Annotated in this window: 15 protein-coding genes; 10 read left to right on the forward strand and 5 right to left on the reverse strand. The window is 44.2% G+C overall.

Annotation, left to right across the window (positions count from 1 at the left end; genetic code table 11):
- Positions 1–229 precede the first annotated feature (229 nt).
- From Q5691_RS11260 to Q5691_RS11285, 6 genes are all read left to right on the forward strand, one after another.
- A complete protein-coding gene (locus tag Q5691_RS11260) occupies positions 230–457 on the forward strand; it encodes a hypothetical protein (RefSeq protein WP_333344875.1) in 228 nt (75 codons plus the stop codon).
- Between the two features lie 99 nt (positions 458–556).
- On the forward strand, positions 557–940 hold the full coding sequence (locus Q5691_RS11265; protein WP_333344877.1) for a hypothetical protein: 384 nt from the start codon (positions 557–559) through the stop codon (positions 938–940).
- Positions 930–1,277: a DUF5615 family PIN-like protein gene (locus tag Q5691_RS11270; protein WP_333344879.1), complete on the forward strand. Its 348-nt coding sequence runs from the start codon at positions 930–932 to the stop codon at positions 1,275–1,277. Before Q5691_RS11265 ends, Q5691_RS11270 begins: the two co-directional genes overlap by 11 nt.
- Positions 1,278–1,637: 360 nt before the next feature.
- Positions 1,638–2,213: a TMEM175 family protein gene (locus Q5691_RS11275; RefSeq protein WP_333344881.1), complete on the forward strand. Its 576-nt coding sequence runs from the start codon at positions 1,638–1,640 to the stop codon at positions 2,211–2,213.
- 59 nt (positions 2,214–2,272) lie between these two features.
- Positions 2,273–2,770: a cupin domain-containing protein gene (locus tag Q5691_RS11280; protein ID WP_333213406.1), complete on the forward strand. Its 498-nt coding sequence runs from the start codon at positions 2,273–2,275 to the stop codon at positions 2,768–2,770.
- A 494-nt stretch (positions 2,771–3,264) separates the two neighbouring features.
- Positions 3,265–3,636: a DUF4342 domain-containing protein gene (locus Q5691_RS11285; protein ID WP_333344883.1), complete on the forward strand. Its 372-nt coding sequence runs from the start codon at positions 3,265–3,267 to the stop codon at positions 3,634–3,636.
- A gap of 86 nt (positions 3,637–3,722) precedes the next feature.
- On the opposite strand, the gene Q5691_RS11290 is transcribed toward Q5691_RS11285, so the two are convergent.
- The 3 genes from Q5691_RS11290 to Q5691_RS11300 all read right to left on the reverse strand — a co-directional run bounded on the left by Q5691_RS11290 (position 3,723) and on the right by Q5691_RS11300 (position 5,893).
- The gene (locus Q5691_RS11290) at positions 3,723–5,054 is read right to left on the reverse strand and encodes a serine hydrolase (protein WP_333213404.1); all 1,332 of its coding nucleotides are present in this window, start codon (positions 5,052–5,054) and stop codon (positions 3,723–3,725) included.
- Between the two features lie 292 nt (positions 5,055–5,346).
- Positions 5,347–5,679, reverse strand: a complete 333-nt coding sequence (locus Q5691_RS11295) for a hypothetical protein (protein ID WP_333213403.1) — start codon at positions 5,677–5,679, stop codon at positions 5,347–5,349.
- 40 nt (positions 5,680–5,719) lie between these two features.
- Positions 5,720–5,893, reverse strand: coding sequence for a hypothetical protein (locus Q5691_RS11300; RefSeq protein WP_333040368.1), 174 nt, complete (start codon positions 5,891–5,893; stop codon positions 5,720–5,722).
- 276 nt (positions 5,894–6,169) lie between these two features.
- On the opposite strand from Q5691_RS11300, the gene Q5691_RS11305 reads away from it, so the two are divergent.
- Positions 6,170–8,035, forward strand: coding sequence for an AAA-like domain-containing protein (locus Q5691_RS11305; protein ID WP_333344885.1), 1,866 nt, complete (start codon positions 6,170–6,172; stop codon positions 8,033–8,035).
- A gap of 193 nt (positions 8,036–8,228) precedes the next feature.
- Here the strand turns inward: Q5691_RS11305 and Q5691_RS11310 are convergent, their stop codons facing one another.
- Positions 8,229–8,996, reverse strand: a complete 768-nt coding sequence (locus tag Q5691_RS11310; RefSeq protein ID WP_333213401.1) for a 5-formyltetrahydrofolate cyclo-ligase — start codon at positions 8,994–8,996, stop codon at positions 8,229–8,231.
- Positions 8,997–9,110: 114 nt separating this feature from the next.
- Between Q5691_RS11310 and Q5691_RS11315 the strand changes: the two genes are divergently transcribed.
- Positions 9,111–11,885, forward strand: coding sequence for an AAA-like domain-containing protein (locus Q5691_RS11315; protein ID WP_333312318.1), 2,775 nt, complete (start codon positions 9,111–9,113; stop codon positions 11,883–11,885).
- A 74-nt stretch (positions 11,886–11,959) separates the two neighbouring features.
- Here Q5691_RS11315 and Q5691_RS11320 read toward each other — a convergent pair whose 3' ends face one another.
- On the reverse strand, positions 11,960–12,424 hold the full coding sequence (locus Q5691_RS11320) for a COP23 domain-containing protein (protein WP_333312319.1): 465 nt from the start codon (positions 12,422–12,424) through the stop codon (positions 11,960–11,962).
- A gap of 345 nt (positions 12,425–12,769) precedes the next feature.
- Here Q5691_RS11320 and Q5691_RS11325 point away from each other — a divergent pair, with 345 nt between their 5' ends.
- The gene (locus tag Q5691_RS11325; protein WP_333082663.1) at positions 12,770–13,267 is read left to right on the forward strand and encodes an HNH endonuclease; all 498 of its coding nucleotides are present in this window, start codon (positions 12,770–12,772) and stop codon (positions 13,265–13,267) included.
- Between the two features lie 246 nt (positions 13,268–13,513).
- Entirely contained in the window at positions 13,514–14,788 is a 1,275-nt protein-coding gene (locus Q5691_RS11330; RefSeq protein WP_333344887.1) for a bifunctional oligoribonuclease/PAP phosphatase NrnA, read from the forward strand.
- Positions 14,789–15,495: the final 707 nt, after the last annotated feature.

The raw sequence follows: 15,495 nt of genomic DNA on the forward strand, positions 1-15,495 counted from the left end.
TTCGTACTTCATATTATGGGAGCTAATTTTTTCTTTTATTTTACCTAGAACGAGCGCACTTTCGCAAGAGGTCTAATACATTAATGGGCAAATTCATCTCAAGGATATTATTGAGGGGCAAAGGCACGATGATGTAATTGAGGTGATTAAATCTAAGAAGGTACGCTATGAGTAGTTTTCAGTAAAATGACATCATTCGGATTATTTCGGCACGAACGAGTGATATGCAATGAACGTGAATACTATGAAAGTTGAGACATTGAAAAAGCGGTTGAATAGAAATCGTCCCATGACATCGATCGCCATTCCTATTCCCGAAGATGCGATCGAAGATTTGAAGCGAGTTGCACCCTTACTTGGGTTTTCTTGTGATCGATTATTAGTACGTGCCTATATTGGACAAGGACTTCACTCCGATCTCGATCGCCTAGAAGAGGATACGATCTCTGCTGTATAAAGTTCTTCTCCATCATCGTACTCAAAAGGTTTATGTCAATCTCGATCGCCTTCCAATGTACTATAATTCAGATACCAACCTTTGTTGGAGTATCTTTTTATGTCCTTGCAAGAGCTTAAAGAAAAAGCCAGCCAACTATCAGTCAGCGATCGCCTTGCCCTGCTAAGTGCGATCGTTCAATCCCTGCAAAGTACACCAGAAATCGAGAATTGGCAATATTTAATTGCACGTCCTCATCCTTGGCGCAAACAACTTTACATTAAGGGACGTAAATTACTGGCATCGACTATTTGGCGAGACATGACTGCAAATCAGATGTCACCCGAACAAGCTGCCGAAAATTGGGATTTACCCCTGTCTGCTATTTATGAGGCGATTGATTACTGCCAGAAACATCAAGAACTTTTAAAATTAGAAGCAGACGAGGAACGCTATCGATTGGAAGTAAAAGGAGTCCAAGTTGAGCCTACGAATGCTGCTTGACGAAGATTCTCAAGCAAAGTATTTAGTCAATCTTCTTCAGGCAGCCGGTCACGATGTAGCCACAGTCAATACACTGGATTTAATGAATCATCCAGATTCAGTCGTGCTAGACGCTGCCAGAGAAAATGAGAGAGTGCTGCTTACACGCAATTGTGATGACTTTCAGCAATTGCATCAAGCGAACCCAGAACATTCAGGAATTTTGGCAGTTTATCAAGATTCTGAAGCTTCTAAGAATATGAGTTATCAGGCGATAGTGAAGGCAATTGATAATTTAGAAACAGCCGAATATGAACTAAATTATCAGTTTGTGGTGCTGAATCAATGGAGTTATTAATGAGAACTTTCTGGAAAAATGCAAAATAGAAGTCTCATTGTTACCTGCTATTATACAATCTTACGCGCTTCCTTAATCGATCGCTCTTTTTATTTCAACAACTGCTTCTCCCGTTTTACCCGTTGCGCGATCGGGTATTTATAAGAAATCGTCCCGATCGACTGCTTAAACAGATCAGCGAAAAGTCCGTTAAGGTTATCTGTTTTCAGCCGAGATTAGGCAAGCAAAATCGTTAGCTTGGTTGGTAAGTGCCAGCGATCGCCGATCGGTATAACACATCACTGCAACCGACCTTATGCTAAGTTATTTTTGGAATGAGAAGCGATCGCCCGCGCCAGCAGAAAAGGAGGATCTACAAAAATGGGTAAAGGCAGGTTAGAAGCATTCAGCGACGGTGTAATCGCCATTCTCATCACCATTATGGTGCTGGAATTGAAAGTGCCCCATGAAGCTGATTTAGCTGCGCTGCATCCCCTAGTTCCAGTATTTCTGAGCTATGTACTCAGTTTTATTTATCTTGGTATCTACTGGAACAACCACCATCACTTGTTACAAGCGGCTCGGCACGTCAATGGTAATGTTTTGTGGGCTAATTTGCATCTGCTGTTCTGGTTGTCACTCATTCCCTTTGTCACTGCCTGGACAGGCGAGAATCACTTCGCTGCGTGGCCAGTTGCGCTTTATGGCACAGTGCTGTTGTTGGCTGCGATCGCTTACTTCATTCTTACTCGTGTCCTTATTTCTCACCACGGTAAAGAATCCACTCTGGCAATTGCACTTGGGCGAGACTTGAAGGGTAAAGTATCAGTGGTGATTTATACCGTCGCAATCCTGCTTTCCTTTGTCAACTCATGGTTGGCTTTCATGCTGTATGTTTTAGTTGCCATCATGTGGCTTATCCCCGATCGGCGTATTGAGAGAACTCTGAATTCGTGAACAATGTTCCACAAAAAGCCATCGCCAGCCAGCTAACACTTCGCTTGAGGAATTAACAAATGACAATTCATCAAAACGGACTTTTTATTGAACCCGGTCAAGGTCGTTCTTACTACTTTGGTCAAGACCTCTATACCTTCAAAGCAGTTGGTGAAGAGACAGGGGAAGCCTATGCGCTTTGTGAGGTAATTGTTGCACCTGGTGGCGGTACGCCAACCCATCGCCACAACCGAGAAAATGAATCATTTTATGTTCAAGACGGAGAGATTGAATTCCAGCTTGACGATCGTACTTTCGTTGTGACGGCTGGAACCTTCCTTCATTCACCGAAAGGCCAGCTTCACCGATTTACGAATACCACCGCTACACCCGCTAAAATGCTGGTTTGGGTCACTCCTGCTGGCTTTGAGAAATTTATTGCCGAAGTTGGAAAGGCCGTCAATGGTGAGATTACCCTTGGAGCATCCTTGAGCCCTGAAGACCTTGACAAAATTCTTACTACTGCTCCCAAGTACGGTATCGAGATCGTACCTCCACCCTCTGAGGAGTGTGCCTAGATAGCAATCACTCTTGAAGTCATGGTAGAAATATTGGGACTAAAAATATTTTAAAGCAGTTTGTACGATTCTGAATTGTCTATTAATTCACTTTGTTCACCAGGATAAAAGCGCTCGTCTCAAATGTCGGTCAAGTCGTAAAGACAACTGATATCGTTTCCGGTTGCATCGGTATTTTTCAAATGTCCAAACTGTCATTTGTCCCAAAATCATAATTTTAGTCAACACTCAACAATCATGAGGAGTGCAATCCGAATTGATATTACTTGAGTTATATCTAGAGACGGGTTGTTTCGACAAACGCTTCTCTATCTTTAGGAAGAGATAAACGCGCCCTGAACTAACGCCACCAAAATAAGGTTTTGAGTAAGAAAGCAGGGGGGGAAAGTACGAATACACATTGTAGGGTTTCCTTGCCTGTCATTCCCAAGTGCGATCGCCGAAGATAAGAGTATAGAAATTAAACGGCTGGTTTTCACCCGCCCTTACACAAAATGAACTCACAACTAGAACAACAAGTAACAATTCTACAAGACGAAACAGCAGCGGCAGGGAATTCAGCCAACCCAACAGTTGAAACTCATGTATTCGCCTCAGAATTTGCAACAGAGGAAAAAGTCAGAGTGGAAGAATTTAAGATTAGCGCCGACAGCCTAATTGGTAAAGTCAAAGAACTAATTCAGCAAGGAAAACTCCGCCGCCTCGTCATCAAAAACTCGCAAGGGCGGACTTTGGCAGACATTCCGCTGATGGCTGGATTGGTAGGCGGCGTTGCAGGATCGGTAGTCTTTCCAATTGCTGCTGTACTGGCTACAGTTGGGGCAGTTGCAGCTCATTTGACTGTAGCCATCGAGCGCAAAGAATAGTCCTTAGTAATTAAAAATCTTCTCTTCAAGTCCGCGAAGGCGGACTTTGTTTGTTTAGTAGCGATTTCAATCGCCGAATTGTCAGATCAACGCAAATTATCCGGTACTCTCGCCGCAGGTTGGTCTAAATAATTGTAAACAATGCGCGAAATCCGACGGACAAAATCTCTCACAATCGGGTCATTGTAAGGACGTTTGACAAAGATTGCGGCTAAATAACGCTTGCCGTTGGGCATATCAATAATTCCTGCATCGCCAACTACAAAGCCGATATCTCCAGTCTTGTCAGCAATAACTGCGCCAGGGCCCAAACCGGAAGGCAAAAGCGTTCTAGTTGTTGTGTGCCGCAGTAATTCTAAAGCTTGTTCCCGACTCGATTCAGAGACTAATTTATCGCGAGACAGCATCGCCAGCAACTTTACCATATCCACAGAACTTGTGGTATTTGTTCCTTGAAAATCTCCCAACCAATTGCGAATTCTGGTATCAGTTAATCCCCAACTGCGAAAACGCTCGTTGAGTTTAGCAATTCCCCCCAAACGTTCAATAATCATGTTGGTGGCTGTATTGTCGCTGATGGTAATCATTTTATCTACGGTTTCTTTGATGCTAAACCGAGTTCCATCAGGTTCGTCTTGCATAGTTCCAGAACCGCTGGCAACTAAGTCGGACTTCATAACTAATGTTTCGTCGAGGCTAACTTTGCCTGCGTCTACATCTTGATAAAAAGCAATCAGAATTGGTAGTTTGATGGTACTCGCGGCCGGAAATACTCGATCGCCCTTGATATCCAAATAGTTTCCTGTATCTAAATCCAGAAAAAACATTCCGGCGCTGAGGGATCTATACTGTTCGATCGCACTTTCGATTTGAGGCTTGATGGCTGTCATTTCCGAGCCTGCTGACATTGCCAAATCAGTGGAATAGTTTCTCTGATTTCCCGGCGAAACAGTGGGTCTAACTTGACCTGCTGCTTGTTCTATGCGGGTAATAGCTGTGGGGATAAAAGACTCATTTCCAGCTATTTGCTGGGGATTTGGCAACTGAAACGACCAGCGCGTGGCAGATTCTCTAATGACTCGGACTTGTTGCGGGTCTAACTTATAACCGGGAGTTAATTCTATTACTAACCTGGTAGTTCCGGTGTCAAACTGCCCAACTCTAATTTGTTGAATAGCTGAGTTGTAACTTTGAGGGCTTTCGGGATATTCCAAGACTATTCCCGGTAGGTCAATTACTAAGCGGGTGGGATTGGCGATTAGTTTAACTTCCGGCTGAACTCCTGAATCTGTGGTTAAATTGAGTTGGTTTTCCCTGGGATCGAAGTGCCAAGATGTTAGTGTATCAGCTTTTGCGGGCAGGGCGATCGAGAAAAGGCTAAGGGCGGCCGGCAACAGCCATCGCAGTTTAGGAGTCATGTGTGAAGAGAAAGAGTTTAACGGCTGCAACGAGAAAGCGGCTGAAAAAACCTGATCAACCGCTTTCGAGACGAAGCACCTAGCATCATACAGTCAACTTTTGCCTGCAGCCGTAATTTTTTTTATTTTCTTTGAGAATAGTCGGTTTCCGGGACTGATCTCAAATCCGCTTCTACTACCTCTTTTTTTTCCAGTCTCGCCCAGGCGGACGAAAGTTTGTACAGTTGTGGATTCTCTTGGCATAATTCTTGTTTTGCAGACAAAAATTTTATTCGCGTGAGATGAATTCAAGTTAGGCGAGTTCGCGATTTCTAGCATCTTCGAGGGAGTCGATCGCGGCTTTGAGAAAAACTTTTCCTTTAGCAACAAATCGGCGATCGCTCAAAGGATCGTAAGCTTCCCAATTACCGCTAACTTCGCGATCGCGCCACAAAAACCAGCAGCGGTAGATTTCCCCGCTATCTATATCATCGCACAAAGCCAGCCAATCATCCCCTGTGAGAGCGCTAGCATCTAATGCTACCAATTCCATCCATGCAAGCGCAGTGCAGGCATCGATCGCCTCAGCATCAACCGAGTCAGATTTGGTAGCTATAGGTTGTGGCGAACACAGTGTAGACTTCATAATTTCTCCTTAATTAAATTAAATCAATCAATGAATTTGCCTATTTATGGAACTGACCCGGTACGCCGAGTGGAAAAACTGTGTTTTGATAAATTTCTGGTTCGTCAAATTTACCAGCCGCTGATGCTTCTGTTAAATTATTAAGTGTATTAATTGTGAAAATGGCGGCGGTTCCCAAAGCGGCCATTGCCAGCCTGTGTAAGATTTTGCTCATTTGGCTGCTCCTTTTTTGCTTGGTGTATCTACTCTAAAAAGTTAAGTGGTGATTAGTGGCGGAGATTGGGGAGTTAAGAAAAACTTTTTATCCTCAAATATATTCAACTGTTGAAGCCGTTATCAGGACAGAGTTTCAGGAGTCGATCGCCCAAAAACCCTCTCGCAGTAAAATTCCTTAAATTCCGGCTGGTTGATTATCTTCCTTAAAATCGCCCAAAATAGGAACTTAAGGCGTTAAAATTTCTAGATTCGTTCCCCTTTCACTGCAAGCGAAGTGCTCAAGTCAAAACGCGATCGCGGTCGCATTCTCACTGCCTCTGGCTTAAAGAAACTTAACGAGGCGCTCCAAGAATGGTCTGACCGACATAACATTAGAGGTACTCTGACTGAAATCGAGGCGGAATCTGGCGTCGGTGCGGATACAGTCAGCAAAATTAAGCAGGGTAGAGAAGGTGCGGATTTGAGTAAAATTCGACAGTTGTTCGCGGCTTTTGAAATGACTCTGGCTGCTAGCGACCATCGATCGGCTAAACTTGAGGAACCGACAAATTTAGACGAGCTGGACAATTCGCCGGCAGCGGAAGATACAGCCAGCAACAGAATTGTTAAAGTATTTGTCAGTTATCGTAGCGCCGAACCCGATCGCGAGTTAGGAAAAGAGTTAGAAACGGCCTTAAGCGCGATCGGGCATACAGTTTTCACAGCAGAAAATAACATTAGATTAGGAGATAATTGGTTCGATCGCATTAATTCATTCCTCCAAGAATGCGATTATTTGCTGCTACTGTTGCCGCCAACGGGAAATCAAAGCGAACTGATAACATATCAAGTTCAGCAAGCAAAAGAACTGCAAGACTCCCGCCCTGACAAGAAACCAATAATTCTCCCCATCCGCGTCGGTTTTCCGCTAAATGCGCCTCTAAATCACGACTTGCGGGGCTATCTCTACCGCATCAAACAGAGGGAATGGAAAACCACCGCGGACACTCCAATTATTATCGAAGAGGTTCTGAATTTACTAGCAGAAGAACCCACACCAGTTACCGAAGAAACGGACAATTTAACACAAAAACAGGTATTAGAAATTAGCAGCGACGAAATACCTCTACCCGCCGCTGAACCGGAATTACCGGGAGGACAAGTCGATGTTGCTTCTCAATTTTATGTAGAACGCCCGCCCATCGAAGAACGCTGTTATCAAACTATTGTGCAGCCCAGCGCCTTAATTAGAATCAAAGCACCAAGACAAATGGGCAAAACTTCATTGATGGCAAGAATTTTGCATCACGGAGCTCGTCAAGGCTATTGCACCGTGCCGCTAACTTTTCAGTTAGTAGATAAAGGCGTCTTTGCCAACTTAGATAAATTCTTAAAATGGTTTTGCGCTTACGTCGGCCGCGAGTTGCACTTACCCAATCAATTAGACGATTATTGGGACGAGATTTTTGGCAGCAAAGTCAACTGCAAAGATTACTTTGAAAAATACATTTTGCCGCAAATCGACAGTCCTTTAATTTTAGGATTAGACGAGATCGATCGCGTTTTCCAATATCCCGACATTGCCGAAGACTTTTTAGGACTGCTGCGGGCGTGGCACGAAGAATCCAAGCGGCGAGAAATCTGGAAAAAACTGCGATTAATTGTAGTTCACTCCACCGAAGTTTACATCCCAATGAACATCAATCAATCGCCTTTCAACGTCGGACTGCCTGTAGATTTGCCCGAATTCAACTCTCAGCAAATACAAGATTTAGCAGAGCGCCATAATTTGAATTGGTCGGATGCAGAAGTTGAAAACTTAATGAAAATTGTCGGCGGTCATCCGTATTTAGTGCGAGTTGCATTATATCACATTTCGCGATCGGATTTGACACTCGATGAATTAAAAGAAACTGCGATCGCAGATGCGGGAATTTACAGCGACCATTTGCGTCGGCAGTTGTGGAATTTGGAAGAATATCCTGAGTTAGCGCAGGGTATGAGAGAGATTGTGGCGGCCGACTCTCCGGTGCAATTAAAGGCGATGCAGGCGTTTAAATTAGACAGTTTGGGGTTGGTGAAGTTGCAGGGGAACGAGTGCGTGCCGAGGTGCGAACTGTACCGACAATATTTTAGATCGCACTTAAGCGCGATCGTGTAAAATTTGATGCGTAACTGCGGCAAGTAATAATCAGGTGAATGATACCCATGAACGATATTTTTTTGATAACATCCGATAATTGGCTAGACTGGATAGCCGTGTTTGGTTATCTCGGTTTTACTGCTTTCATTGCATGGCGCGTGTTCACCACAAAGTAGATATATCATGAAATTACCTTCTTCCTCTTCTTCTTTCATTCTTCGCGTCCTTCGCGCCTTCGCGGTTCGTTGAACTTTCGCAAAATTGGAATTTTTTCCAACTGTTCCGGCCGTATACTATCCCAGTTTAACCCCATTGGACGCGGATAACTTGTATTAGTATCAATTACCTCCTGGGCAGTAACAATCCAATTCAGCGCCCAATCGTGAGCTTGCATTGGTAAACGCGAATCTGCGACTATTTGCAAAGGATGCACTGTTGTTACAATAGGCGTATCGATTTGTACTAACCCGAATTCCTGCAACATAGCCAATTCCAAATCCGCAAATCCTGCACCTTTCCCGGTTCTTCCCCCGTTGCGCGCCACCGCTACACAACCGACTATTACTAAATCGATCGGCTCCATTTCTGCAAAACTTACCAATTTTCCGCAATCGAGAGCTTGGCGGGCGATCGCACTTTCGGCAATTGATATATTTTGTCTCTGCAAATCCTCAGCAGTTAACTCTACAAAACAGCGATCGTCTGTCAATCGCGGTACTGCCATATACAGGCGTTTTCCATCTTGCAAAGCTTGCATCCGCACCGGATTTTGCGCCGAATCAGGATTGCACTTAATCGTTTTTGCTTGTTGCCAAATTGGTAAATTTGCCAATCTTTCGGCAGCCACCTGTGCACCGACAAAGTTTGGAATATGACCAAACGGATCGCCAATAGATGCGGCTTGCTGTTTCAGCAAACACCAAATTTCATCTCTTAACTTGTCTTTGTCGTCGTTATATCCAGTCCAATCAGTTTTCATGCTCTATTGTGCTACAATTTATCATACATAATTATGCTTTAATACCGCCTCACTTCTTCAGTCTGCGAAGACGGATTTTGTTTATGTAGTAGCGGTTTCAACCGAATAAATTATATGAATTTTACCACAAAACCCAGTTATTATCAAGTCGGTGGGAGTTTGACAAATAACGCTCCAAATTATGTGAAGCGGCAAGCCGACGACGATTTATATAACGGATTGAAAGCCGGAGAATTTTGCTATGTTTTGAATTCCCGGCAAATGGGCAAATCTAGCTTGCAGGTGCGGACAATTCAGCGGCTGAGAAATGAAGGAATTGCTTGTGCTGCGATCGACATTTCGGAAATTGGCAACCGCGGCGTCACTCCCGAACAGTGGTATGCTGGTTTGCTACGCATTCTCGAAAATAACTTTAACCTGTCGGATATTGTCAACGTGCGGACTTGGTGGCGCGATCGCAATTTTTTAACTCCGGTTCAAAGATTGAGCGAATTCATCGAAACCGTACTTTTACCCAACATTACCAGCAATATTGTCATTTTTATTGACGAAATCGACAGCATTCTCGCCCTAGATTTTCCCGCCGACGATTTTTTAGCTTTAATTCGATCGTGCTACAACAAGCGCGCCAACAATTCAGAGTTCGATCGCCTAACTTGGGCCCTTTTAGGCGTAGCATCGCCGACGGATTTGTGCCGCGAGCAAAATGCCACCAGCAATACCCCTTTTAATATTGGCAAGGCGATCGAATTAACTGGTTTTGACGAAACAGAAGCTCAACCGCTAGCAGCAGGGTTGGCAGACCTGACAGATAGCCCTCATGAAGTTTTGAGAGAGGTTTTGTATTGGACGGGCGGGCAGCCTTTTTTGACTCAAAAGCTGTGCAAACTTCTGCTGGAAAATCCACAATTAATCCCGAATTTACCCCCCCCAGCCACCGCTTGCCAAGAGGGGGAGAAAGATGCTGCCACCGCTTGCCAAGAGGGGGAGAGAGATAAAATTCACACTTCTCAAGAGTGGGTGGAGAAAGTAGTGCGCTTGAAAATCGTGGAGAATTGGGAAACTCAAGATGTGCCCGAACATTTGTCCACAATTCGCGATCGGCTTTTCAGAGAAAACCAACGGATTGTCAGGAGACTCGGATTGTATCAGCAAATATTAGAACAAGCTGAAATTGTCCCCGATGGTAGTGCCGAACAAATGGAATTACGATTAAGCGGATTAATCGTTAAGCGCAGGGAAAAATTAACAATTTCTAATCCTATTTATCAAGCTGTATTTAACCAAGACTTAATTGAACAAAAATTAGAAAAACTCTCGCCTTACTCCGAAGCCATCAAACTCTGGCTAAATTCTAGCTGTGAAGATGATTCCCAACTGTTGCGAGGAGATGATTTGCAGTCAGCATTAGTTTGGGCGGCAGGAAAAAGTTTGAGAAACGAAGATTTTCAGTTTTTGACTGCCAGCCAGAAAGTTATTTTGAGCGACCAAAATCAACTGCTGCGTTCAGCTACACTCGAAACCAAAAAAGCTGTCTGTGATGCCGAAAAAGCTTTGAGTGAAGCTGACTCTGCCAAACAAAAAGCCAAACAGTGGATCGGCATCGGTTCTGCGGTACTGGCAGCATCGTTACTGACAGCGATCGGCTTTTCAACTCTTGCTTACCAGCGGTTTAAACTAGCACAAGCAAGTATTGAAATTGAACAAAATGGCAGCGATGCTTTATTGTTAGCGGTATCTCAAAAAACCGAAAACACCGAAGCTTTATCAGAAGCTTTACTGAGGGCGATCGCCTCCGGTAAAAAATTAAAAACCTTGGTTGAAAACAAACCTAAGCTAGAACAATACCCGGCAACAAGACCGCTGTTAGCCTTACAAATAATTCTCGATGAAATTAGTGAAACACAGCAGGTCAAAGCCTCATTAAGTCCGCAAAGAAAGATTAAGTGGTCAGCTCATAAAGGTGCAGTTACCAGCGTCACTTTTAGCCCAAATAGGCAAATCTTAGCAACCGCCGGAATAGACGATACAGTTAGGATGTGGAACTCTTCCGGGAAAAAAATTGCTGAATGGAAAGCTTTACAGCGGTCAGTTAATATGGTAAATTTTAGCCCAAACGGTAATTTTTTAGCGACAGCCGGAAGGGATAGCACTGTTAAAATATGGAATTTATCAGGTAAAAATATTTCTACTTTGAAAGGAATCCAAGGCTCTGTTACCAGCATCAGTTTTAGTCCCGAAGGAAAGTTATTAGCCGCGGCAGGGATAGACAGCTATGCTGCAATTTGGGATTTGTCTAAACTGCCACAATTAGTATCACCTAGCCAGAAACTCCCAGGTCACAACGGCTTAGTGAGAAGCGTAAATTTTAGCCCAAAGGGCGATTTCATAACGACTTTAGATGGCAAATCTACAGTGCGACTTTGGAATTTGTCGGGCAAGCTAAAAAAAACACTGCCTGTTCAGGCAATAGGGATTAGTTTCACTCCAGCTCAACACCAGTATCGCTTTGCTACAGTAACATTGAATGGCAAAGTTGGGCTGTGGAATCTCTCAGAAAAAGAATTAGTTAAGGAATTTCAAACCTTGCATTTTGATGCGAAATCAATTAGTTTTAGCCCCGACGGAGAACTGCTTGCTACAGTGGGAATTGACAAGACTGTACGGCTGTGGAATTTAGCGGGGCGACAGGTTGCTCAATTTGAGTTCGAGGAGAATGTTGTTAGTGTCAGTTGGAGTCGAGACGGAAAGCAAATTGCTGTAGCTGGAAGCAACGGCACTGTATGGTTGAGGCAGGTTGAAGGGTTAGAAGAATTGCTGAAGCAAAGCTGCAATTTTTTCGCCACTCAACCGAAGTATTTTACCAGAGTTTCAACTATCTGCAAGTAGGGTGCATACATTACTTTAGCAAGTAGGGACACGGCAATGCCTTGTCCCTACCCGTAGCTAATAACTTATGACTATCAATTTACCTTAACAGGCGAAACACTTACATTAGGATTTGTGACTCTTCTTAAGAGTTCTTGTCGAGCTTGTTCTGGATTTTGGCCTTTGGGTACTTGATATAATAATCTACAGGAACCGTCTTGAGGATTAGCTGCACAAATAATTAGTTGACCGGTGGGCGATGCACCTGCTGTGACAATATTCTCCCAAGTTCCTTGCGGTTGTGAGTTGTTGAGAATTCCCGATACTCGGGTGCACCGAGTAATCGCGTCTTCTCCTGATTCATTGAAATAGTTATCAGCTAGCCACAAAATAACGGGAATATTTTTGCCTTGTTGGACAGCAATTGTAGCTGGGCGGCCGCCAGCAGCGCCACAGAAGAATGAAGGCGTTTGGGCAAAGGCTGGACTGTTTGCTAAAATCGGAGCAGCAAGGGCAATAATTGACGCACTCAAAGCAGACTTTAAGAGCCGAAATTTCATGAGCAGTAATAAGCTTTTTCATTTAAGGTTACTAATAGTCTAAAAAGTTAAACTGTTTGTTGCCGGGAAGATTAGGCATTTAGAGAAAAAAATAAAGTTTATTCTGCAAATTTTTGCGATCGCACACACTGGCCTCATCTAAGCCAAAACTCAGGGAAAAAAGCTCGCTGACAAACACCAAAGGCAGAAAACAGGTGCAGCCACAGGGGGCGCAAGCGCAAAGGTATAGGGTAAAGGAGTGGTTTTGCACCGTTTTTTGCGCTCCCCTCGCTCTTTCTGAGGTTGTCCCACCTAAAGGGGAACCTGTGTTAACATCGAAAAAAATATTCTCTTTAATAATCAACAATGGGCAATGTTCTGGTGCTGAACGCCTCCTACGAACCCCTTAACATCACCAATTGGCGAAGGGCGGTAGTTTTGTTGCTGAAAGGAAAAGCAGAACAGGTAGAACACAACGGGAAATTTATTGCGCCAAACTTCCCGCTACCAACTGTGATCCGACTGCGGCATTACGTCCGAGTTCCCTATAAGGATATTCCGCTGACCCGCCGGAACATCTTGCACCGGGACGCACACTCTTGTCAATACTGTAGTTATGCGGGGGACGATTTAACCCTCGATCATGTGATTCCCCGATCGCGCGGAGGAGGCGACAGTTGGGAAAACCTCGTCACCGCTTGTGTCCGCTGCAATGTCAATAAAGGCAGCCGCACGCCAAAAGAAGCGGGAATGTCGCTGCGCTATCCACCTAGGAAACCTCACAGCGGTCTTTATTTTGAAGTGACTAAACACGTTAAGAGCGGTATGCACAAAGAATGGCAAAAATATGTAATTGGTCTTTAAAACCCCTGTCAGCGCAAGCGCGGGGGTTTTTTGCGGAAGTTCTGAGTCCTGAGATTGCTTCGTTCCTGGGAACGCACACTCTCTACATGAGTTAAAAAGTTAAACAGTTAAAGAGAGAATTTACGCTCTTAAATCTGGTTTCTAGTAAGAAGTATGGGCTTTGACAACAAGGCATCTACAAAGAAACCGGGTTTAAGATAGAATGTCGCGCAAATCCTGAAATAGTTAAATTGTTAATTTTTAACGATGAAAGACCATCCCCCTAACAATTCCGATGAAACATCCGGCAACCACGAAGGTGAACTTGAGGCCAGCAGCGAGGTTGTACCCGGAGTGAGTGGGCCTGGGAAACGGCGCAGCAAAGCCGAAGTTGTTTCCGAGGAAAACCGCAGCCGTCTCCGCGAGGAATTGCACGATCGCAAAGTCGAGCAATTGCGCCAAATGTTCGATCGGCACAAAGGCACTCGCCAGTTAATCTTGCTGCAAGATTTTCCCGATCCCGACGCACTTTCCAGCGCTTGGACTTACAAATTAATCGCCGAACAATACGATATCCAATGCGAGATTATCTACGCCGGCGCCCTCAGCCACCAAGAAAATATTGCCTTAGTTAAATTGACAGGGTTGCCCTTGCAGCGGTGGACGCTGGAAACAGTAAAAACTAAGGATTTGTCGGTGTTTCAGGGCTGCGCTTTCATCGACAACCAAGGGACGACTTGTAGCTTAACCGAGTTTATTTTAGCGGCTGGAGTTCCGATCGCCTCCGTCATCGATCATCACAATTTGCAGGGGGAAATGAAGGCAGAATTTATCGATTTGCGCCCTCAAATCCGCGCTACAGCCACGATTTTTGCCGAGTATTTACAGGCTGGACTCCTAACTCTCGACGCCAGCGTCAGTCTGCACATCAAGTGCGCTACAGCTTTGATGCACGGTTTGCGATCGGATACGATCGCCCTCAGACAAGCTCAGGAGGAGGACTTTTTAGCTGCGGCTTATTTGAGCAGGTTTTACGACCCGCAGTTACTGAATGCCGTGTTACAGTCGTCTCGTTCTAAGTGGGTGATGGACGCGATCGAGCGATCGCTCAAACACCGCACCGTCCAGAACAATTTTTCGATCGCCGGCATCGGCTACCTCCGCTATGACGATCGGGATTCTATTCCCCAAGCGGCGGACTTTTTAGTAACAGAGGAGAACGTACACACAGCAGTTGTCTACGCAATTGTTCACGACAAAGACGAAGAAATTGAAGTAGTAATTGGCTCGCTGCGAACTAATAAACTTACTCTCGACCCCGACGAATTCATTAAAGAAGCCTTCGGTCAAGATGCTCAAGGACGCTTTTTTGGTGGCGGTAGAAGTCAAGCCGGAGGTTTTGAAATTCCCGTCGGGTTTCTTTCCGGCGGGAATGAGAAGAGCGATTATGCAAGGCTGAAATGGGAAGTATTTGATGCTCAGATTAAGCAAAAACTGCTGAATTTAATTAGTCCTAAAGACAATCCTGTTTACGATCATTAACTCTGGAGTTTTTAAGTGCGGTCTGAATTCCAGCAACAGCCTGGGAATGCGATCGCTTTTTGGCTTCCGCTTGCTACCAGGTGTTGCCGTGTTTTTTTCTCAGTCCGGGCAAAATCTTAACTTGATAATCAGTCTTGCCCGCACTCTAACTCTCATCAACCGGCTTTTTTAAGTTTTATTGAGGGTTTGAACTCACGCCTTGTGCGCTTCTGCCATCAACAGGCTTTCCGGCCTGTTTCACAACAACTGTATTTTCTTGTGGGTAGTAGGGGTTGGGCAGGAGAATCCGACCATAAAAAGTTTATTGAACATCCTGCAAGACTTTTAACGAAGTAAGGAGGTTAAAAAACCCTGTTGACTTCTCCAGGACTCACCCTAATAAATTTTATCCCCATTTCCCCAAAATACACACCAAATAAACTGGGTATTTTAACTGTTGTCAAGGGAGGCAACGAAGTATTTTGCTCAAAAAAACCAGGTTGCGGAGCAAATTTAGTTTTATCGAGTTTACTAAATTCACAATATTTCTTACTTTTTAACAAAAATGCAAGGTGGATTTTTTGTGATATTTTAGTGTTTGCTCGCTAAATTCATCACAATTTGTTATAGTTGGTGCAGGAAAGTTCCGATAATAATTAGTAAAAAAAACCTTGAAAAGAATCAAAATATATACCCAACAACCTAAACCATTGGCTAAATGATATGAA

Origin of the sequence: Microcoleus sp. w1-18aA5 (assembly GCF_036701705.1) — a bacterium.
Lineage (GTDB): Bacteria > Cyanobacteriota > Cyanobacteriia > Cyanobacteriales > Microcoleaceae > Microcoleus.

Excerpts from the sequence above, each read along its gene's own strand:
- Q5691_RS11265 (WP_333344877.1), top strand. The coding sequence starts at position 557 with ATGTCCTTGCAAGAGCTTAAAGAAAAAGCCAGCCAACTATCAGTCAGC.
- Q5691_RS11310 (WP_333213401.1), bottom strand. The coding sequence starts at position 8,996 with ATGAAAACTGATTGGACTGGATATAACGACGACAAAGACAAGTTAAGA.
- Q5691_RS11315 (WP_333312318.1), top strand. The coding sequence starts at position 9,111 with ATGAATTTTACCACAAAACCCAGTTATTATCAAGTCGGTGGGAGTTTG.
- Q5691_RS11320 (WP_333312319.1), bottom strand. The coding sequence starts at position 12,424 with ATGAAATTTCGGCTCTTAAAGTCTGCTTTGAGTGCGTCAATTATTGCC.
- Q5691_RS11270 (WP_333344879.1), top strand. The coding sequence starts at position 930 with ATGCTGCTTGACGAAGATTCTCAAGCAAAGTATTTAGTCAATCTTCTT.
- Q5691_RS11280 (WP_333213406.1), top strand. The coding sequence starts at position 2,273 with ATGACAATTCATCAAAACGGACTTTTTATTGAACCCGGTCAAGGTCGT.
- Q5691_RS11260 (WP_333344875.1), top strand. The coding sequence starts at position 230 with ATGAACGTGAATACTATGAAAGTTGAGACATTGAAAAAGCGGTTGAAT.
- Q5691_RS11285 (WP_333344883.1), top strand. The coding sequence starts at position 3,265 with ATGAACTCACAACTAGAACAACAAGTAACAATTCTACAAGACGAAACA.
- Q5691_RS11325 (WP_333082663.1), top strand. The coding sequence starts at position 12,770 with ATGGGCAATGTTCTGGTGCTGAACGCCTCCTACGAACCCCTTAACATC.
- Q5691_RS11275 (WP_333344881.1), top strand. The coding sequence starts at position 1,638 with ATGGGTAAAGGCAGGTTAGAAGCATTCAGCGACGGTGTAATCGCCATT.
- Q5691_RS11330 (WP_333344887.1), top strand. The coding sequence starts at position 13,514 with ATGAAAGACCATCCCCCTAACAATTCCGATGAAACATCCGGCAACCAC.
- Q5691_RS11295 (WP_333213403.1), bottom strand. The coding sequence starts at position 5,679 with ATGAAGTCTACACTGTGTTCGCCACAACCTATAGCTACCAAATCTGAC.
- Q5691_RS11290 (WP_333213404.1), bottom strand. The coding sequence starts at position 5,054 with ATGACTCCTAAACTGCGATGGCTGTTGCCGGCCGCCCTTAGCCTTTTC.
- Q5691_RS11300 (WP_333040368.1), bottom strand. The coding sequence starts at position 5,893 with ATGAGCAAAATCTTACACAGGCTGGCAATGGCCGCTTTGGGAACCGCC.